At 45.0% G+C, this 21,781-nt stretch carries 13 protein-coding genes, 1 tRNA gene and 1 other annotated feature; of the genes, 11 read left to right on the top strand and 3 right to left on the bottom strand.

Annotated features, from left to right (window positions below; translation table 11 throughout):
* Window positions 1-84 precede the first annotated feature (84 nt).
* The 9 genes from ACG3M1_RS04110 (at window position 85) to ACG3M1_RS04150 (ending at window position 12,838) form a co-directional block, all read left to right on the top strand.
* Window positions 85-1,098, top strand: a complete 1,014-nt coding sequence (locus ACG3M1_RS04110) for an Rpn family recombination-promoting nuclease/putative transposase (RefSeq protein WP_257366422.1) — start codon at window positions 85-87, stop codon at window positions 1,096-1,098.
* Between the two features lie 397 nt (window positions 1,099-1,495).
* Window positions 1,496-1,912, top strand: a complete 417-nt coding sequence (gene rplK / locus ACG3M1_RS04115) for a 50S ribosomal protein L11 (RefSeq protein WP_257327977.1) — start codon at window positions 1,496-1,498, stop codon at window positions 1,910-1,912.
* Window positions 1,913-1,929: 17 nt separating this feature from the next.
* Window positions 1,930-2,616, top strand: a complete 687-nt coding sequence (gene rplA / locus ACG3M1_RS04120; RefSeq protein WP_002607385.1) for a 50S ribosomal protein L1 — start codon at window positions 1,930-1,932, stop codon at window positions 2,614-2,616.
* 33 nt (window positions 2,617-2,649) lie between these two features.
* Window positions 2,650-2,776 (top strand) — a sequence feature (ribosomal protein L10 leader region).
* A gap of 43 nt (window positions 2,777-2,819) precedes the next feature.
* The gene (gene rplJ, locus ACG3M1_RS04125) at window positions 2,820-3,341 is read left to right on the top strand and encodes a 50S ribosomal protein L10 (protein ID WP_002607386.1); all 522 of its coding nucleotides are present in this window, start codon (window positions 2,820-2,822) and stop codon (window positions 3,339-3,341) included.
* 21 nt (window positions 3,342-3,362) lie between these two features.
* Window positions 3,363-3,734: a 50S ribosomal protein L7/L12 gene (gene rplL / locus ACG3M1_RS04130; RefSeq protein ID WP_002607387.1), complete on the top strand. Its 372-nt coding sequence runs from the start codon at window positions 3,363-3,365 to the stop codon at window positions 3,732-3,734.
* A gap of 71 nt (window positions 3,735-3,805) precedes the next feature.
* Complete coding sequence (locus tag ACG3M1_RS04135; RefSeq protein WP_008818581.1) at window positions 3,806-4,417, top strand: class I SAM-dependent methyltransferase; 612 nt, start codon at window positions 3,806-3,808, stop codon at window positions 4,415-4,417.
* Between the two features lie 100 nt (window positions 4,418-4,517).
* A complete protein-coding gene (locus ACG3M1_RS04140; RefSeq protein ID WP_008818582.1) occupies window positions 4,518-8,729 on the top strand; it encodes a DNA-directed RNA polymerase subunit beta in 4,212 nt (1,403 codons plus the stop codon).
* A 4-nt stretch (window positions 8,730-8,733) separates the two neighbouring features.
* Window positions 8,734-12,594 carry a DNA-directed RNA polymerase subunit beta' gene (rpoC, locus tag ACG3M1_RS04145; protein WP_008728941.1) on the top strand — a complete coding sequence of 1,287 codons (3,861 nt, stop codon included), beginning with the start codon at window positions 8,734-8,736 and terminating at the stop codon, window positions 12,592-12,594.
* 155 nt (window positions 12,595-12,749) lie between these two features.
* Window positions 12,750-12,838, top strand: a tRNA-Ser gene (locus tag ACG3M1_RS04150).
* 586 nt (window positions 12,839-13,424) lie between these two features.
* Here ACG3M1_RS04150 and ACG3M1_RS04155 read toward each other — a convergent pair.
* The 3 genes from ACG3M1_RS04155 to ACG3M1_RS04165 form a co-directional block, all read right to left on the bottom strand.
* Window positions 13,425-13,724: a hypothetical protein gene (locus ACG3M1_RS04155; RefSeq protein ID WP_002607391.1), complete on the bottom strand. Its 300-nt coding sequence runs from the start codon at window positions 13,722-13,724 to the stop codon at window positions 13,425-13,427.
* A gap of 109 nt (window positions 13,725-13,833) precedes the next feature.
* Window positions 13,834-14,394, bottom strand: coding sequence for an IbrB-like domain-containing protein (locus tag ACG3M1_RS04160; RefSeq protein ID WP_002607392.1), 561 nt, complete (start codon window positions 14,392-14,394; stop codon window positions 13,834-13,836).
* Complete coding sequence (locus ACG3M1_RS04165) at window positions 14,395-15,717, bottom strand: phosphoadenosine phosphosulfate reductase (RefSeq protein WP_008818583.1); 1,323 nt, start codon at window positions 15,715-15,717, stop codon at window positions 14,395-14,397.
* Window positions 15,718-16,488: 771 nt separating this feature from the next.
* On the opposite strand from ACG3M1_RS04165, the gene ACG3M1_RS04170 reads away from it, so the two are divergent.
* Both ACG3M1_RS04170 and ACG3M1_RS04175 read left to right on the top strand, forming a co-directional pair.
* Window positions 16,489-17,112, top strand: coding sequence for a superoxide dismutase (locus ACG3M1_RS04170; RefSeq protein ID WP_002607394.1), 624 nt, complete (start codon window positions 16,489-16,491; stop codon window positions 17,110-17,112).
* A 157-nt stretch (window positions 17,113-17,269) separates the two neighbouring features.
* Window positions 17,270-21,532 carry a DEAD/DEAH box helicase gene (locus ACG3M1_RS04175; RefSeq protein ID WP_395814966.1) on the top strand — a complete coding sequence of 1,421 codons (4,263 nt, stop codon included), beginning with the start codon at window positions 17,270-17,272 and terminating at the stop codon, window positions 21,530-21,532.
* The last annotated feature ends 249 nt before the right edge of the window (window positions 21,533-21,781 follow it).

A 21,781-nucleotide genomic window follows, 5' to 3' on the forward strand; every position in this document is an offset into this window, starting at 1 on the left:
TTCTAATTTTTTAGGAGTTCTGCCATTTCTTTACGTATGTAATAGTGTAAAGCATAAGACTGCATACGAAAGGAAGTGAACACTATGCTTACAAAAGATGTATTAGGAAACAAAGATATGAAAGAAGAGGAGGTGAAAGAACGACTTAACTATGATAACGATATTTTCTTTAAATTTGCTCTTGGCACGGAGGATGAAGATGCTGCTTTTATCCGTAACACCATTATTGAACGAGTGACCGGGATCCATCCTAAGGAAAGCACTGTATTGAATCCCAATCTGGATCCTGTTATTCTCAAAAAGAAAAAAATGGTATTGGACATCCGTGTGAAGGACAATGAAGGAAGAGAATACGGAATCGAAATGCAGACTACCTATTCAAAGAAATCAGAGTTGAAGCGCTTTGAACTGTACGGTGCCAGAATGCTATCGAATCAGCTTGATAACGGAGAAAGATATTACGAACTCCTACCTGTCTATCAGATCATCTTTCTCGATTCCTACGCAGAACACACCAGAAAATTAATCGATGACTATCAGATGAGAAATGAGGAAGGCGAAGTGGAAAGTAAGCGTAGCTTAATGAGGAGGATATACATCTATCTGCCGGAAATCAATGCAATCGTCAAGCGTAAAGGATTTGAAAAGCTGAATGACTTTGAACAATTGTGCTACCTGTTTAAAAATAATGATGAAGATGGTATACTAAAAACAGAGGAAAGGCTGGTGAAGAAGGTTATGGAAAAGTACAAAAAATTCCATGATGCGGAAGACCTCTGGTCGATAGCGATGGCAACACAGATACAGGAACAGCGCGAAAAAAATGCTATTCGGGATAGCTTTGAAGATGGCGTTGAACAGGGAATTAAGCAAGGAGTTGAACATGGTATTAAACAGGGGGTGAAGCAAGGAATTGAACTGGGACAAAAAGAAGGTGAAAGAGCATTGTTAAGGCGACAAATGGAAAGCAAATATCATGAAGACTGCTCAACATGGCTCTGCTCTTTAACGATGGAACAGCTCGACCTTGTATCCACTTTATTATTCACCTGTGATACCCTGCAGGAACTGAAGGATTCGCTTGCAGTTAACAAATAATACATACAAAACTACACAGATGGGGCTGTAACGAATAGTCAATAAAATTGGGCTGCAGAACGTTACAGCTTTTTTTCGTGTGTTTGCATAGATATTCATAAATGTTGTTATCAAAAATAATTTGTACTGAAAAAGGCGTGATGTATGCGCCTTTTTATTTAATTATATTTTTTTTACAGACTGCAAACACTTTTTATAGCTCATTCTTAGTTGTCTTTCAAGTATTGGTTTCACTTCACATAAGAATTATTTTCTTCAAAAAACAGTTGCAATTCCAATAGAATCATATTACAATACTAAGTACCGCGGTTTCGTGGTATTTTCATGCGTGGGAGAAGGAGGCAACCCTTCATTCTGACCACTGCATAAGACTTTTTAAATATAGGAGGAATGTCTTGTGAGTAAGAAAGTTGCAAAAGTTTGTAAACTTCAGTTCCCTGCAGGGGGAGCTAGACCGGGACCTGCACTGGCTTCTGCCGGTATCAACATGCCGCAGTTCTGTACAGCATTCAACGATGCTACAAAAGAACGTGCCGGTGATGTCGTTCCAGTTATCATTACTGCATACGAAGACAAGAGCTTTGACTTCGTAATCAAAACAACTCCGGCTGCTATGATGATCAAAAAAGCTGCTGGAATCAAAAAAGCTTCAGGAAATCAGAAAGAGATCTCTGGAAAAATCACAGTGGATCAGCTGCGTGAAATCGCAGAATACAAAATGCCGGACTTAAATGCCAATGATGTGGAATCTGCTATGCGTATTGTTGCAGGTACTGCGAAAAACATGGGTGTTGAAGTTGAAGGTTTTGAATAAGAAAGGCGGAAAACAAAATGGCAAAATTCGGTAAAAAATATGTAGAAGCTGCTAAAAAAGTTGATCGCACAAAAACTTATTCAGTAGCTGAGGCAGTAAAATTAGCAAAAGAAACAAACATCGCTAAATTCGACGCATCTGTTGAAGTTAGCTTCAAATTAAATGTGGATCCTCGTCACGCTGATCAGCAGATCCGTGGTGCGATGGTACTTCCGCACGGAACCGGTAAAACACAGAAGGTCTGTGTTATTACACAGGGACCGAAAGAGCAGGAAGCGAAAGATGCCGGTGCAGATTTCGTCGGTGGAAAAGAACTGCTGGAAGACATCCAGAAGGGATGGTTCGACTTCGATGTTATCGTTGCGACTCCGAACATGATGGGTGAGCTTGGTAAGCTGGGACGTCTGTTGGGACCAAAGGGCTTAATGCCAAACCCTAAGACTGGTACAGTTACCATGGATGTAGCAAAAGCTGTTGAAGATATCAAAAAGGGTAAGGTTGAATACCGTGTTGACAAAGAAGGAAATATCAACCTGATGATTGGAAAAGTAAGCTTTGACGATGAGAAGCTGGTTGACAACTTCAATGCACTGCTGAAGGTAATCTCAAAAGCACGTCCTGCGGCTGTAAAGGGTACTTACATCAAAAACCTGGTAATCTCCACTACCATGGGACCTGGTGTCAAAGTAACTGTTGAAAAATAACGATTGACAAAATCTCGTTAGCAGGTTAGAATATCAGATGTTATCAATATACCATAGACAGTAACGGCCCTACGGCTTAATCATGTTACCGAGGTAAAAGTTGGATACTAAACTTTCACCCGTAGTCTGTCTATGCCTGCGGGTGTTTTTATATCACTCTTAAAGGGTATATTGTTACATATAAATTTAGGAGGTGTGAAGTTATGAACCAGGCGATTATCGATAGCAAGAAAGCGGTCGTTTCTGAAATTGCTCAGAAAATGAAAGAATCTCAGTCAACTGTTGTTGTTGAGTACCGTGGACTTAGCGTTGCCGAAGTAACCGAGTTACGTAGAAATCTGCGCGAAGAAGGTGTTGAGTTCAAGGTTTACAAAAACTCACTGGCTCAGCGTGCTGCTGTTGAAGCAGGTGCGGATGATCTTACAAAGGATCTGATCGGACCAAACGCCATCGCATTCGGTGGTGACGCAGTTGCTCCTGCGCGTGTTCTGGCAAAATTCGCTAAGAAACATGAACACTTGGTATTGAAAAGCGGAATCGTAGAAGGAAAAGTTGTTGGTGTAGATACCATTAAGGAACTGTCCAGTCTGCCGAACCGTGAAGGTATGTTATCAATGCTGTTAAGCTGTCTGCAGTCTCCAGTACGTGGATTTGCATGTGCTGTTAAGGCAGTGGCTGACGCAAAAGACGGAGGTTCTGCTGAAGAAGCAGCTCCACAGGAATAAACTTACAGGAGGAAAATGAAAATGGCAAAATTAGCACAGGAAGATATCTTAGCTTACTTAGAAGAAGCTACCATCTTAGAACTTAACGAATTAGTAAAAGCAATCGAAGAAAAATTCGGTGTAACAGCTGCTGCACCAGTTGCTGTAGCTGCCGTAGCAGACGACGCTGCTGCTGCAGGACCTAGCGAAGTAACAGTAACTCTGACTGACATCGGTGGAACAAAGGTTGCTGTCATCAAGGCAGTACGTGAAATCACTGGTTTAGGTCTGGTTGACGCTAAGGGTCTGGTTGACAAGGCACCAAGTGTAATTAAGGAAAACATCAAACCGGAAGAAGCAGAAGAAATCAAGAAGAAACTGATGGACGCTGGTGCTTCTGTAGAAATCAAGTAATTCATACTTACACATTTTACAAACAACAAAAAGCCGAGAGGCTTTTTGTCACCTAAAAAGGCGGGATAACGATGGATCATTACTTTACAGATAATCGTCATTTAGCAGAAAACCGGAAGGAAATATCTTTCCGGTTTTGGTGTTTTAACGTTTCTTTTATTACCGATAACGGTGTGTTCTCCAAAGACAGTGTCGATTTTGGTACACGGGTACTGCTCAACACGCTGCATGAGCATGAGGAAGAGCTGGGAAATCAACTTCTTGACATGGGCTGCGGCTATGGCGTTGTGGGAATCGTTACCAAAAAGGCATGGCCGGATAAACAGGTTGAAATGGTGGATGTCAATCCCAGGGCGGTGGAGCTTGCCAGGGATAATGCTGAAAAAAATAATATCGAGGCAAACATTCATGTATCCGATGTATATGAGCAGGTAAGTGGGAATACTTTTACTGATATCATAACAAATCCTCCGATTCGTGCCGGTAAAAACGTCATCTATAACATCTTTGAGGAGGCATGGAATCACCTTGCGGACCAGGGGACACTTTGGGTTGTGATTCGCAAACAGCAGGGAGCACGCAGCGCCGTGACGAAAATAAAAGAAGTGTTTGGAAATTGCGATATCATTCACAAGGAAAAAGGATATTTCATACTAAAAGCAAAAAAAGCATTGACAATTTGACAAACAGTTGATATTATAATAAATTGCATAATACTAAAATATTAAAATGGGTTTTTATGCCTTATTTTGATAGGTGAAACTTGTAGAAAGGATGGCGTACATGGACAAAAAACAGCCTTATCGTATTGTCGCTTCCGGTAAAAAGGCAGAGCGTCGAGACTACTCAAAAGTAAGCGGGCATCTGGAACTGCCAAATCTGGTAGAAATCCAGACAGACTCCTTCGAGTGGTTCAAGAACGAAGGAATTGGGGAAGTTTTCAATGAGATTTACCCGATTCAAAACTATGGAGGAAATATCAAGCTGAAATTCGCCGGCTATGAATTCGGAGAGCCGAAATTCAATGCGGAGGAATCAATGTATCGCGAATGTAATTTCGCGGCACCTTTGAAAGCCCGTATGGAGCTTGAAATTACAGATAACACCACTGGTGAGGTTATCAACAAGTGGGAGGATGTCTTCCTTGGGGACTTCCCGCTGATGACGGAAACCGGTACCTTTATTATCAATGGTGCGGAGCGTGTCATCGTTTCGCAGATTGTGCGTTCCCCGGGTGCGTACTTTTCCACTGGTTATGAGGAAAAAACAGGGAAGGAATCCTTTGCCTGCGAATTGATTCCAAGCCGTGGAACATGGCTGGAGTTTCTGACAGAAGTGAAAAAGGCGTCTACAGGACGTGTTTTAAACATGAGCATTGACCGGAAACGTAAAATGCTGTCTTCTATTCTGTTCAAAGCAATCGGTATGTCTGTGGATCTGGACAGAAGTGAGGATGCACATGACACGATGCAGATCAAAACTTTCCTGAAGGCTATGGGAAGAGATATCGTGGAAAATGTAGCGATTGATGATGAAGATCGCGAGTTCATGAATCTGTACCTTACATTATATGCATCCTTCTTCGGCAAATACGAGGAAATTGAAAACACGCTGATGGCAGATAAGGTCAAGACAACACAGGAGGCGTTACTGTCCATTTACGAAAACCAGCGTTCTGATGAAATCCCTACACTGGATGGTTCCATTACGTTAATGAATGCGAAGTTCTTCGATCCGCGCCGTTACGATCTGACAAAGGCCGGACGTTATAAGCTGCGTAAAAAGCTAAACGCGATCAACCGTGTTGATAAGCACCATCTTGCGCAGGATATTCTGGATGCGGATGGATCTGTCTTCATGCCAAGTGGTACGATGGTCAACCGCGATGAGCGAAATGCACTTCGCAAAGAGCTGGAAAAAGGTATGCATGTCAATGCATTCCCGTTCAATCCGCTGTTCAATCATCCGGATAAGGTATATGTACCTAGCAGCAATCACCTTGGTCTTGTCGGACGTGTTCTGGCGGGCGATGTGGAGCTGGAAGACGGTACGCTGTATGAAGGAAGCATTCTGAGTGAGCAGGATGTGGAAGCAATCGTCAAGGGTGTGGAAAAGGTAGCTGTACATGGCGGTATCATCGCCAAGAAGGTTGCTTTAACAAGCGCTAATGTGAATGCCGTATTGAACTACGGACAGAGAATGTACGCGTTTGCCCGTTTGACGGACGCAAATGGAGAAGATGTAGTCAACGAGGAAGGCGATTTCTTCGTGGATGGCTATACTCCTCGCCACAAGCCGGAAGCACTCAGTGTGACTGCCGTAGATGAAATCAAAGCAAAAGTTAACAACGGTGCTGTATTATATGCATGGCTGGTCGGGGCTGCGATTCAGGAAATCCTGATCCGTGACCACGACGGTGCAGTTGTGAAGGTTATGGGAAATGACCCGTATGCTGACAAGCACACCATTACTATTTCCGATATGTATGCATTCTATGCCTACAATCTGAACAATATGGAAGGTGTTGGAGATACCGATGATATCGATATGCTGGGTAACCGTCGTATCCGTTCCGTCGGAGAGCTGATTCAGAATCAGTTCCGTATCGGTTTAAGCCGTATGGAGCGTGTGGTTAAGGAACGTATGTCCATTGCGGATATCGCGACTCTGACGCCGAAGAAGCTGACCAATATCCGTCCGCTGACAGCGGCAATCAAGGAGTTCTTCTCTTCTTCTCAGCTGTCTCAGTTCATGGATCAGCAGAATCCGCTTGCTGAGCTGACAAACAAGCGTCGTATTTCCGCATTGGGTCCTGGTGGTATCACCCGTGACCGTGCGAGCTACGAGGTTCGTGACGTTCACAGCTCTCACTATGGGCGTATCTGTCCGATCGAGACACCGGAAGGTCCAAACATCGGTCTGATTTCCAATCTGACAACGTATGGAAAAATCAATGAATACGGCTTCATTCAGACTCCGTACCGTATCGTAAATGCGGATGGAACTGTACAGGAAGAGGCACTTTACCTGTCTGCGGATGAAGAAGCCGATTATGTAATCGCACAGGCCAACGAGGTTGTGGAAGGCCGTCTGATCAACGAGCATGTCGTAGCACGTAAAGCCGGAGATACCATCATCGCAAGACGTGAAGAGGTAGAGCTGACCGACGTTTCTCCGAAACAGATCGTATCCGTTGCGACTGCCTGTGTACCGTTCCTGGAAAACGATGATGCTTCCCGTGCCCTCATGGGTGCGAACATGCAGCGTCAGGCCGTTCCTCTGCTGCAGCCGCATTCTCCGTATGTCGGAACCGGTGTAGAGTTCAAAATTGCAAAGGACTCCGGTGTCGGTATCGTCGCAAGAGAAAACGGTGTCGTGGAGTATGTTGACTCCCAGAGAATCATCGTCAGCGAAAACGATGGAAACCGCAGAGAATACCGTCTGCGTAAATTCCAGCGTTCCAACAACGGAACCAACATCAACCAGAGCCCGATCATTTCCAAGGGAGAACGTATCGAGAAGGGTGATATCCTTGCCGATGGTCCATCCATGGAACGCGGCGAGCTGGCACTTGGACAAAACGTAACCATCGCCTATATGACATGGTACGGATATAACTACGAGGATGCCATCATCATGAGTGAACGTCTGGTTCGCGATGATGTGTATACCTCCATTCATATCGAAGAATACGACATTGACTGCCGTGAAACAAAGCTGGGGCCTGAAGAAATCACCCGCGATATTCCTAACGTGAGTGAAAACGCATGCCGTAATCTGGACAGCCGTGGTATCATCATGGTCGGTGCAGAGGTTATGGAAGGCGATATTCTGGTCGGTAAGGTAACGCCGAAGGGGCAGAGCGAAATCTCTCCTGAGGAAAAACTGCTGCTGGCTATATTCGGTGAGAAATCACGTGAGGTACGTGACAACTCTTTGAAGGTACCGCATGGTGGTGCCGGAATCGTTCACTCCATCCGCGTCTTCAAAAGAAGCGAAGGACACGATCTGCCGCCTGGAGTCAATGAAACAGTAAAAGTATACATCGTTCAGAAACGTAAGATTTCTGAGGGTGACAAAATGGCCGGACGTCACGGTAACAAGGGTGTCATCTCCAAGATTCTTCCTGTAGAAGATATGCCTTACATGCCGGATGGAACACCGGTTGATATCATGCTGAACCCGTTTGGTGTGCCTTCCCGTATGAACATCGGTCAGGTACTGGAAATCCATCTGGGATATGCTGCCAAGAAGCTGGGTGTGAAATTCTCCACACCGGTATTCGATGGTATCAACAACACCGAGCTGAGCGATATCATGAAGGAAGCGGAAATGACCGTGGATGGAAAACAGGTACTGTATGACGGCCGTACCGGGGAACCGTTTGATGAACGTATTTCCGTCGGCGTCATGTACATGATCAAGCTGGCCCACATGGTTGACGATAAGCTGCATGCCCGTGCAACCGGACCATACTCTCTGGTAACTCAGCAGCCGTTGGGTGGTAAGGCACAAAACGGTGGTCAGAGATTCGGTGAGATGGAGGTCTGGGCACTGGAGGCTTATGGTGCCGCTCATACACTGCAGGAAATCCTGACAGTGAAATCCGATGATATCGTTGGTCGTACAAAGACCTATGAAGCAATCATCAAGGGAAAAGATATTCCGGAACCGGGTATCCCGGAATCCTTCCGCGTATTGAAGCACGAGCTGCAGGCTCTTGCCATTGACGTGAAGATGCTGGATGAAGACGGTAACGAAGTAGATATCAGCAAGGAGGATAACAGCGAAGCAGCTGCAACTCTGCCTCCGATTCCTGCCGCTGAGCCTGTCGGTGAGGAAGACATCAATGATCTGGAAGTAGAAGAGGAAGATGCTGTCGCAGATGACGAATCCGAAGATGAAATTCTTCTGGATGACGATGCAGAGGCTGATGACTTCATAGAAGATGAAGACATTGAGCTGAGCGATGATGAAAACGAAGAGGAGGCGTAAGTAAATGAGTGTTAATAATTTTGCCTCAATTCAGGTAAGCCTGGCTTCACCTGATAGAATCCACGAATGGAGTCATGGTGAAGTAAAGAAACCAGAGACGATCAACTACCGTTCTCAGAAGCCTGAAAGAGATGGATTGTTCTGTGAAAGAATTTTCGGACCGAGCAAGGACTGGGAATGTTACTGTGGAAAATATAAGAAGGTACGCTACAAGGGGGTTGTCTGTGACCGCTGTGGTGTAGAAATTACAAAATCCAGCGTTCGTCGTGAACGTATGGGACACATTGAGCTTGCGGCTCCGGTTGCGCACATCTGGTATCTGCGCGGTATACCAAGCCGTATGGCACTGCTGCTGGATGTAACACCGAAGCAGCTGGAAGAGGTTGTGTACTTCGTGTCCTGGATTGTAACAGATCCTAAGGATACAAAGCTGGAATACAAGCAGGTGCTCTCTGAACGTGAGTACCGCGAAAATATGGCAATTTACGGTCCGGGCAGCTTTACTGCCCAGACTGGTGCCGAGGCTGCGCTGACGCTGCTGACAGAGGTTGACCTGGAGGCTGAATTCAAGCATATTCAGGATGCACTGGAGTCTGCACAGGGTGAAAAGCGTAAAAAACTGATCAAGCGTCTGGATACCGTAGAAGCCTTCCGTAACTCCGACAATAAGCCGGAATGGATGGTAATGACGGTAATTCCGGTAATCCCGCCTGATCTGCGTCCGATGCTGCAGCTGGACGGCGGACGTTTTGCGACAAGTGATCTGAATGATCTGTATCGCCGTGTCATCACACGTAACAACCGTCTGAAAAAGCTGCTGGAGCTGGGAACCCCGGCTATCATCGTACAGAATGAGAAGCGAATGCTGCAGGAAGCGGTGGATGCGCTGATTGATAACGGACGTCGTTCCAAACCGATCACCGGAGCCGGTGGACGTGCATTAAAATCTCTGTCACATTCCTTAAAGGGAAAACAGGGACGTTTCCGTCAGAACCTGCTCGGTAAGCGTGTTGACTTCTCCGGTCGTTCTGTTATCGCGGTCGGACCGGATTTGAAAATGTATCAGTGCGGTCTGCCTCGTGAAATGGCAATTCAGCTGTTCAAGCCGTTTGTTATCAATGAAATCGTAAATAAAGAAATCGCAAGCAATCCAAAGACTGCGGAGAAGCTGATTGATCGTCAGGATCCCCGTATCTGGGATATTGTGGAAAGTGTCATTGACGGCTATCCGGTTCTGATGAACCGTGCGCCTACACTGCACCGTCTGGGTATCCAGGCCTTCAAACCGAAGCTGGTGGAAGGACGTGCCATGCGTCTGCATCCACTGGTATGTACTGCCTTCAACGCCGACTTTGACGGTGACCAGATGGCTGTTCACGTACCGTTGAGTGAAGAAGCAAGAGCCGAAGCACTCGTCATGATGCTTGGTAGCAACAACATCCTTGGTCCAAAGGATGGAAAGCCAATCGTTACACCTGGTCAGGACATGGTCATGGGGAACTTCTATCTGACGATGGAGGAAACCGCAGAGGAATTCTATCAGGAGGCTGATCGCTATAATGCGGTTGACTGCCCGAAATCCGCTGCGATCTGGACCCGCTATGGTGATAATGAGGGACATGTGTTTGGCAGCATCAATGAAATCCTGATGGCATATCAGACACAGCAGATTCATCTGCACTCCCGTATTGCAATTCCTGCACGTGCATTAAAGAAAGAAAGCTTTACAGAAGAACAAAATAAGAAATACCTGCTGACGACCGTTGGTAAGGTAATCTTCAACAATATGTTCCCAACCGACTTCCCGTTCCTGAACGAAGTCAGTGCGGAAAACTTTGTCGCAACACCGGAGCGTTTCTTCCTGGAGATGGGAAAAGACGTGAAGGAGGCAATCAAGTCCATGCCGGTAACCGCGGCTTTCAAAAAGAAGGACCTCGGTAAAATCATCGGTGAAATCTTTAAACGCTATTCCACAGAGAAAACAAGTGAGATCCTTGACCAGATCAAGGATATGGGATTCCAGTATTCCACCGTTGCCGGTGTTACCGTATCCCTGTCCGATATCGAGGTCGCACCTCACAAGGAAGAGCATGTGGAATATGGTAAACAGAAGGCCGAAGAGCTGAAAACACTGCGTAAAAAGGGTAAGCTTACCATGATGGAGTGGGAGCGTCATCTGAATAAGCTGTGGGCGGATGTCAAGGATGATATCGCCGAGGAGCTGCTGGGAAACCTTCCTCGTAAAAATCCAATCAGTATGATGGCGCGTTCCGGTGCCCGTGGTAATACCTCCAACTTTACACAGCTGGCTGGTATGCGTGGTCTGATGGCAAAGCCAAACCAGTCCAAATCTGCCAAGGGTGAATATGTTCCTACCATCATAGAGGTTCCGATCTACTCCTGTTTCCGTGAGGGTCTGAATGTGTCCGAATTCTTTATCTCCACACACGGTGTGCGTAAAGGTCTGACCGATACCGCCCTGAAAACAGCCGAATCTGGATATCTGACACGTCGTCTGGTTGACGTAGCACAGGATGTTATCGTTAAGCAGGAGGACTGTGGAACGGATAAGGGCTACTGGGTGGAAGCAATCGTTGATCGTAAGACAAATACGATCATCGAGAGTCTGTTTGACCGTCTGGTAGGACGTTACAGCAAGCAGGAAATCACAGATCCGAAGACCGGAGAAGTCATTCTGGAAAGTGATGAATTTATTACCGATGCACTTGCACAGAAGGTTGTGGATGCCGGTGTTGAGGGAATGTATATCCGTAGTGCGTTTACTTGTAAATCCATCTATGGTGTATGTAAGAAATGTTACGGACGCAACATGGCGACCGGCAAGGATGTTGAAGTCGGAGAAGCTGTCGGAATCATGGCTGCCCAGTCTATCGGTGAGCCAGGTACGCAGCTGACCATGCGTACCTTCCATACCGGTGGTGTGGCAAGTGCCGACGGTGGAGATATCACACAGGGTCTTCCTCGTGTCGAGGAGCTGTTTGAGGCTCGTTGTCCGAAGGGTGTTGCCGTACTGGCACAGATCACAGGTGAAATCACCGATGTTCATCAGATTGATACAGGATATGAGGTTACCGTATCCAATGATAAAGAAAGCATTGTCCACAAGGTTACCCTGATCCAGGCAATTCGTCCTTGGATGAAGGTGGGAGCACATGTGGAAGCCGGTGACAAGATTACCGAGGGTCAGGTTGATCCGAAGGAGCTTTTAAAGGTTGCCGGTGTACGTCAGGTACAGAACTACATTCTGAAGGAAGTCAAGAAGGTTTATCAGAGTCAGGGTATTGAAATCAGTGACAAGCACGTTGAGGTTATGATTCGTCAGATGCTTCGCAAGGTTGTCGTACTGGAAGGTAACGATACACACCTGAACCCTGGTGTTCAGATTTCCCTGACGGAAATTACGAAGATCAACCGTAAGGCACTGCTGAGCGGTCAGGTGCCGGCTACCTTCAAACCGGTATTGCTGGGTATATCCAAGGCGTCTGTTGAAACAGATTCCTTCCTGTCTGCCGCATCCTTCCAGGAAACCACAAAGGTTCTGACCGATGCCGCAATCAAGGGTAAAAAGGATTACCTGATTGGTCTGAAGGAGAACGTTATCATCGGTAAGCTGATTCCTGCCGGAACCGGTGTAGGCGATGAGCGTCCAATGAATCTGATTATCGGAGAAAAGGCAAAAGAACTGAAGGAAATCCGTGAGGAGCGCAACCATAAGGAAGACGATGACAACTTTATGGCATACGTGCCTGCCGGTCCGGAACGTCTGACCACTGAGATGGTTCAGCAGATCATGGACGGTGAGGATACCACCCTGGAACAGCCTGCTGTAGAAGTACAGGAATAACATAAAAAACATGTAGTAGCGGTGCTCTGCCATACTGCATGTTTTTTCTTATCATTTTAAAAAGAATATAGAATGAAATATCACATAAAGCAGAACGATTTTACAAATAGTCTTGAAAAAGGCCTGTATTCTGTTATATAATCTTCAATGGATATGCAGCAGTGGCAGAGTTTGGTTTAATGCACCGGTTTCGAAAACCGGCGTGTCATTGACACCGGAGGTTCAAATCCTTTCTGCTGCGCCAGAAAAAGATACAGGTATATTTACATCCCAGAGGCAAACGTAGACTTTGCGATGCTTTTATACCTTTTTATATGCTAGTTTAAAGAGGCAATTATTAGGATTATAAATAACTTTATTATGCAAAAATGCAGAGAAGGGGAAGCTATGATAAAATTCTTAAGTAGGTTTTGTAGGATTCTAACATTTTCTCAACAAGCTGATCTACCATATCAAAAGAATTATGCTGTGAACGTATCAAACGATTATGGTTCAGTATGGAAGCCGATTGATTAAAATGAAAAATATGTCAAAAAACATAAGGAATGTTATTATCTGGTATATTATCTTTATTTTTGCTACATGGTTTTTCCTGTCACTAACTCTGTTGAATGCATTTGATTTTCTGATATGGTATATTTCCATTATATCGTTGGCTTTACTTATCGCCATAAGTATTATAGTCTGTGAACTCTTTAAAGCTTTGCAAACTATGAATGAAAAGTAATTATACAAATATGTGAAGATGGTTTTAATTTTCTTTCATAAATGTACTTAATTAAGTGAGAGTAGAGTGGTCTGGTTTGGAATAAATTATGAAGGCTGATGTCTCATTGACACAAGTTATTGAAAAAAGGCGATCGAATGAAAGGGTTAAACCTTGTTTGATCGTCTTTTATTGTGCCGAGATTAACAGCTTTGATTATCTTTTGTGATAAGAAACGTAGAATCAAGCAATTCGTTGGCGCATATGCAAATAGGGTTTCATAATCCGTGTTCTTTGGATCATTCTGCAGCTTTGTTAACTCATGCTCCATTGTATTGTAGAATGCATCATACTTTTTCCAAAATTCCTTTTTCTGAATCATTCTTATATTAAAAGACCAGAATCCGACATTCTCTGTTGTCATTTCTATGATCTTCCTTTTTTTTGTCAACTTTTTTAACTAAATGGCATGTTGAATACAGCCGAACGTTTTTTTTACGTTTATTGATTCCTATAAATTCAATGTAACTGTTTTAAGCATCGACAAATTGATCCTCAATACTCTGCAGTTGCTCCTCATCCTCAACCGGTTCCCATGATTGACTGAAATCTACCTCTTTAAACAATGCGGCAAGTCCTGTAATCTGCTTTAATCTCAGTATTTCATCACGATCCATACCCAAATGCTTTGCAATCCATGCATCTGAACGTCCAAGCTCATGTAATTCCTTAACAATGTTACTCATCAAATCCACATCGTGACTACCTCTTGCTCGATTGTGCCGTATAGTACTGGCCATACGCTGGTCAAGCGGCTTATTGATTACTGAAACCGGTAAAACCCCCTTCTCACGCTCATAGATATCCGGGTATTCCTTCATGATGCGATATCTGTGAAAGCCGTCAACAATGATATAATGATCGCTAGCCTCATCGTAATAGCATACGATTGGCATGGTGTAGCCGTCGGCCTTTATACTGTCATACAATAATTTCATTTCAGGTGGCGCAACGGCATTCGGGTTATAATCATTCGGTATGATTTTTTCTATTGGAACTGCACGTATATGATAAACCGGACTCTTACTCATCATCTAAACCTCCGTACCCTTGTATTTTTCTTTTAAATGATCCAGTCGTCTCTGCTGTTCCCGTGTTAATCCAAACCCCATGGAACGGCAGATATGGTCATTCTTTAAAATGCAGAAGCACATACGCTTCCAACTGGGGATATCCTTTGTGGATTTTATATCGTCGGTATCATCCGGTATACGATCCAGAAATATGATTCTGGAATTTTTAAAAATTGTATAATTGGATACCCCGTTTCGCTTTATGTGATAGCCATGCTCCTTTAGCTCTTCGATTGTTTCTTCCTCAAGCCCTCCTCCTACCGTATGCCAGAAGGTTATCGATTTATTGAATTTTTCAATATAGTTTTGCCGCAGCCGTTTGGGAAGTGTTGCCAACAGGAACATTGTATACGATTTCCAGGTATGTCCCTCCGGCAGTTTTATGGTTCGATATCCGACTGCCTTTGTTTTGGCATAGATTGCCGCAAAATTCGCTCCCTGAACACGGCCCAGCAGCTTCACCCACATCTGTGGATCAATCACGCGATATAGATTCAATGATTCCTTAGCATAATCCTGAAATGGAGAAGCCACCCGCATTTGTGAAATTGTCAATCCCGCCTTGTAATACAAATCATACAAACTGTTATAGCTATATCCGAACTTATAATAGGCATGCCATATATCCTCGACTGACCAGTCATACAGAGGCGAACCTGTCCAAACCTCCTTGAATTGCTGTGTAATCCAGCATTTGCCTTTATAGCTGTGCTTTTTATTAACAAAACCGCTGTAACGCTGCATAGACTCATCAGCACGTAGACCCAGCAGACAAACCGTTTTTTTGTTATCATGCACACTGCGATACCATCTGCCGAATTGCTTGGCCAGATCCTCCTGATGCATTTTATAGTGATATGTCGCTACAGGATTATTTTTCAGGTTAATGACATAATCATATTCAGGCATTGGCCGTACCCATAATGTCTCTTTTTTATCATCCCATGGATACCAGTACATTTCAAAGCTGCTTAACGCTGTTCTTGTTGCCATCGGTAGGCAAAGCCAATACAATTCCACCCCGGGGCGTTTTTCCAGCATCCTGAACGTTTCTTCTACATACTCCGTAGTAGCACGGTACTGAGCTTCGAAATCCTGGTGAAATACACCGATGGATGTCGAGGGATAAAATTTATCTCGAAAGTCCAAAAGAATATTCAGCAGCAGCCCGCTGTCCTTTCCTCCTGAAAAAGACACATATACGACATCAAATTCATGAAATATAAAGTGGAGACGCTCCAATAAGGCCTGATATACATTTTGTTGCAAATATCGTTTTTTCATAAGCTATTTTGTTTACACAGCAATATTTCATTACAGGATTCGAAGAATAAACCACAAATACAAATATCAGTATGCAGAGAATCACACAAGATCACGTTCATGCCAATTCCTGAAATAAAAACATAAAGGGTATTGCAGGTCCTGCAAAAAATCTGATACGGCATATGATATCAGGAAAGCGATTGCCATGTAAAAGATGTCTCCCTCCCTTTCGATCAAGCATTTATAATTTGTCTTATTCAATGATTTGTATAATGATTTCTTCTGTTTCTAAAGCTTGCAGTGATAAATACCGATTATATAAAACAAATTATGTAATATTATAGCACTGATGGAAAAAATTGTATAGATAACGACCCGGATATTCACATAAGTAGACATAAATATAATTACATTCACGACGCAACTACTGCGAATCCTGCAGAAAACATAAGCGATAACAGGGGGGATCTATCATAGTGCGGATTTTCCTGATGTATGGAAATTCTGTAATTCTCTCAAGGATTGATCGTTGAATAGCTGCAAAAGGAAGCCTTATAAATGAATAAGAAAATACCTTTTCCAGTGTTTTATTCAAAACAAGAACAAAGGTATGCGGCAGCTGCTGGCATACAGAATGCTCCGTTTACGAAAGGGGGGGGAATGCCACGTATAGCTTTTTGTTCTCTTTTCAGATTATTTTGAAAATAGAATCAAGGAAATTCAATAGGCGGTAGTGGTGAATAAAATACATCTTTCACATAGCATAAGGAGAAGGTGAGGTGAAAATCTATGAATGAACACTATCCTTTTGTATTGCCACCGCTTCCGTATCGGTATTATGCACTGGAGCCGTATCTGGAGGAACAGACCATCCGCATTCATCACGATACACTTTTTCAGGGATATGTTGACAGATTAAATGCAGCTCTCCAGAAATATCCACGCTTTCAACGCTGGAATCTGGAACGACTGATCGTAGACAATGATCGTCTGCCTGTGGAAATACGAACTACGGTATATAATAATGCAGGCGGTGTATATAACCATGATGCCTACTTTGCAGCCATGACGCCCAAGTATCGCCGGCCGAGTAACTATATGCGTAATGTTCTGGAGGAATCTTTTGGCTCTTTTGAAAATTTCAAGGAACAAATGCTGAATGCAGGACTGCGTGTGTTTGGTTCCGGCTGGGCATGGCTGGTACAAGATCGCGGTACTAAACTGCGTATCGTTACAACAAAGAATCAGGATACGCCGCTGCCACAGGGACTTGTACCACTGCTACCGCTGGATGTCTGGGAGCATTCCTACTTTCTGCAATATTACAGTGAACGCGCTGCCTATATCAAAAACTGGTTCGCGCTGATTGATTGGAGCTATGTGGAAAAACGTTATTTAAATGAGCATTCATAAAGACCTGCACGGGTCTTTTTCGTTTCCGGCGAAGCAGGTATCCTTATGAGTGGCTCAATCAGAAAAGCTGATTTGGCACAACTCCGGAAGTATGATAAAATCGTTATAAGTATACGAAATTCGCAAAACATATAAGTAGAAAGCAGGAGGATATCGAATGGGAAAAAAGAAAGACAGCTATATGCATGTGTTTACACAGCCCACTAAAGACTGGATCAGCCATACCTTCGCTGCACCAACCGCTGTACAGCAGGAAGCATGGCCTGTAATTGCGGAAGGCGGCTCTGTTTTGATCAGCGCTCCAACCGGAACAGGAAAAACACTCTCTGCCTTTCTGGTTTTTATCGATAAGCTGCAGGCATTGGCTCATCAGGGAAAACTGAAGAATCAGCTGTACCTGATTTACGTATCTCCCTTGAAATCACTCGCACAGGATATTCGTGAAAATCTGAATAAGCCCTTATCTGGTATTGCACAGGAACAAAACGGGCAAGGCGCAGCGAATATCACAATAGGCATACGTACCGGTGATACACCGCAAAGAGATCGGCAGAGAATGATCAAGCATCCTCCTCATATTTTGATTATTACACCGGAATCTCTGTTTTTAATGCTGACTGGCACTGGAGGTCAAACGATATTGCATACGGCAGAGGCATTGATCATCGATGAGCTGCATGCCCTCATTGACACCAAACGAGGTGCGCATCTCATGCTTTCCATAGCCAGGCTGGAAAAGCTATGTAAACGAAAGCTGCAGCGCATTGGCCTGTCGGCAACAATTGAGCCGCTGCAGACAGCCGCTGACTACCTGTCTCTGGATACCGTAAGCATGATCGCTCCCAGTATGCAGAAGCAAATACATATCGAGGTGAACGGCTTGACTCCTGCGCTGGGCAGAAGAAAGGATCCGGTCTGGGAGGAGCTCGCAGAAAGTGTTTATGCAAAATGCCTGGAAAGCAGAAGTGTCATCGCATTTTCAGAGGGACGCAGATATGCTGAAAAGCTGGCCTATTATGTAAACCAGCTTGGCGGTGAGGACTTTGCGCGTGTACATCACGGCAGTATGTCAAAGGAACAGCGTTTAGAGGTAGAGGCATCCCTGAGAAACGGTACACTTCGTCTGCTCTGCGCCACCTCCTCCATGGAACTGGGGATTGATGTGGGAAGTATTGATCAGGTTTTACAGATTGGCTGCCCACGCTCGATCTCCAGTACGATGCAGCGTCTTGGACGTGCCGGTCACAATCCCGGTCAAACCAGCTATATGTTTATGTACCCAAGAACCTCACAGGAAACACTGTTTTGCGGTATGAGTGCAGCTGTTGCGAAAGCCGGCGGTATTGAGCAGGCATCCCCGCCGAAGAAATGTCTGGATGTTCTGGCACAGCATCTCGTCTCCATGGCCGCAATCGCAAGCAGTTCCCATACGGAGCTTGAAAGAAAATGGCATCTTACCGGGATCGCCTATACGATTGACGATGTCATGGAGCTTTTGCAAAGCACCTACACCTTCCAGGATGTCAGCAAACAGGAGGTAACCGCTATTCTATGCATGCTGGCTGGGGATTTTGAGCATAAAAGAGAGGTTCCGGTTCGCCCGCGCATACTTTATGACCGATTACACGGATGTGTTCTTGCGGAAGCCTACAGCAGAATGCTCGCTGTCGCTGCCGGGGGAACTATCCCTGATAAAGGACTGTATGCGGCAAAAACTGAGGATGGTGTTAAAGTCGGAGAGCTTGATGAGGAATTTGTCTATGAAACCCGTCTGGGTGATCGCTTTATGCTGGGGGCGAATGCCTGGCAGGTTGTCGGAATGGATAGAGACAGTGTGGTCGTGACGCCAACCTATCCGCAGGGGGCCCGTCTGCCCTTTTGGAAAGGGGAAATCAAGGGCCGGAGTCTGAAAACAAGTCTGGCCTTTGGCGCTATTATGAGGAAGCTGTCAGAGGCATATCGTCAAAATACACTGCAACAGGAATTACAGACGCTGGGGCTGGATGCTGCAGCAGTCGAAAATACGAGCGAGTTTCTAAAACGGCAGATCAAGGCAACCAAAATCCTGCCGGATGATCAGACGATTCTGATTGAGCATTTTAGAGATTCCTCCGGAAGTCCGCAGGCTATGCTTCATACCATGTTCGGTCGAAGAATCAATGCTCCTCTTGCCCTGCTTCTGCAGGATGCTGCTCAGAGAGTGACCAGGACGCATATCGGAAGTGTGGATGAAGAAGACGGTATTCTTTTATATTCCTATGGTGAAGGGAAAATCGAAGAAGGGCTGCTGTACAATATTAATCCGGAAGCAGCTTCGAAAATTCTGGAAGTCATGCTTCCACTGACACCTGTTTTCAGTATGAATTTCCGCTATAATGCTGCACGTGCTCTCATGATGGGAATGCGTAGAAACAAAAGACAGCCATTGTGGATGCAGCGGCTTCGCAGTACGGAAATGCTGGAAGCACTGCTGCAGGAGGAACATCATCCTCTGATTGTGGAAACCAAACGCGAATGCATGGAGGATCAGTGGGATTTAAAGGGATTACTGGAAATTCTATATGCAATTCGCAGTGGGGATATCCATGTGCATGAACTGCAGCTGGACACGCCTTCCCCGTTATCACTGCCACTGCAGTGGCGTGTGGAAGCTGCAGAAATGTATGAATATACACCAACAACACCGGGGATCCAGCAGGCAGTATATGAAGAATTACAGCAAATGGAACAAATAAAGCCTTCCCTGGAGGCACTAAAGCATATGGGGAAGCGGAAAAAGACGATGCAATCTGCCAATGAGCTGCATACGCTGCTTATGATGGAAGGGGATATGACAGCACAGGAAATTAAGGCTGCATGTACGGGCGAAATGGATGTTAAACATGCGGAAGGTCGGATAGCGGACTGGCTGCATGAACTGACCTCTCAGGAATTGATCACCTACATAGAACCCGGTCTCTGGATCGCCGCAGAACAGCGCGAGGAGTATGAGCAGGCACTGCTGGAGCATAAGTCTGAAGCCGGAATGCATATCATACGCCGCATGCTGTACTATCGGCAGGCACAGACGCTAAAGCAGCTGCAGGAGCGATATCTTGCGCAGGAGGAAGCTGTACAATTCTGGTTGCAGCAGCTTTGTTCGGAAAAAGAAGTCATCGAGGATGGTGGCTGCTATTATCATTCCAAACAGTATGAACGTGCAAGAAAACAAACAATCCGCAATTTACGCATTCAGGCTGTAACACAGCCATCTCATCACTATGCCGCTCTCCTTGTGAGCCGTGTTTTTCACAATGCCCCTGTCAAAGATCAGCTGAAGGATACACTGGATCTATTCTGTAATCAGAAACATGCAGCCTCATTATGGGAAACGGTTTTATTGCCATCCCGTATAAGCGGCTATCAGCCGGAGCTGCTGGATCAGGAGCTGGCACAGGGAGAATATTTCTGGAAGCTGCATCCCGATGGCATGCTGAGCTTTCATCGTTACGAGGATATCGACTGGGAACAATCCACAGCTGCTGTAAACGACGGCAGCAGGGAAATGCAGACAGAGGACACGCAGGAGCAGCGGATTTATCAACGACTCAAAATTCAGGGAGCAAGCTTTCTGCATGCACTCAATCGTATACCGCAGGCCGGAGATGTGCATGCTAATCTGCTGCGGCTTGCAGAGCAGGGCCTTGTCTGTGCGGACAGCTTTACGCCGGTGCGACAATGGCTGAATCGAAAGAAAATGAAAAAGGCATCCGCTAAGCAGCAGCTCCATGCCAGAGCCTATGCAATGTCATCCGGAAGGTGGGATATACTGCGTCCGTTAAAGTCGATCCCGGAAGAGGCGCTGATTCAGGCATGCTTTCAAGAATACGGTATTGTATGCAGAGAAACCTTTCGCATATTCCTACAACAGCAGGAACAGGAACAAAATTTCAGCTGGCGGGATGCTTTGCATCTGCTTAGTATCTGGGAATTCACCGGCCGTGTACGCAGAGGATATTTTGTAAAAGGGATGTCCGGTGCGCAATTTATTAGAAAGCAGGAATATGAAGGCAGTATGCATATTCTGGCTCATCCAAAGCAACAAATCTGCTGGTTGAATGCTCAGGATCCTATGCAGCCATGGGGGAAGCTATTGGAGCATAAGGATTCTGCGGCCTTTATGAATATAGCAGGAACTGCGGTGGCTCTGGCAGGAGGAACTGCTATCATGGTTTTTGAACGTCAGGGAACTGTTTTAAAAATTTTTGATATAAGCTTGGCTGAAGAAGCACTGCATGCCTTTGTTCAGACGTATCGTGAGCAACGGATTTATCCTGATAAAAAACGTCTGCTTGTGAAAGAGTATCCAAAAGCAGCTGCAGCGTTGTTGGAAAGGGCTGGGTTTTATAAAGATATGCTGGATTATATGCTGTATCGTTAAATACATTTATAAAATGAAAAAAGGCGGGCTTGCTGAATGTGCATTGCTGCCTATAAAAAGGAAATTTAAAATACATTGACCCGCGCAATCTTTTGGATTTCCTTTTTTCATATCAAAATGATTTGATACTTCTTTTTCAGTGATAATGCAGCTGGGGATACAGAAGAGAAAGAAAAGGGATGGAGGAGAAAACCGGCAAGCCAAGGTTAATGTATTGCAGATAGATACCGATACAAGGAAGATGTTATC

The sequence above is a fragment of the Clostridium sp. 10cd* genome, from assembly GCF_044336395.1.
Classification (GTDB): domain Bacteria; phylum Bacillota_I; class Bacilli_A; order Erysipelotrichales; family Erysipelotrichaceae; genus Clostridium_AQ; species Clostridium_AQ innocuum.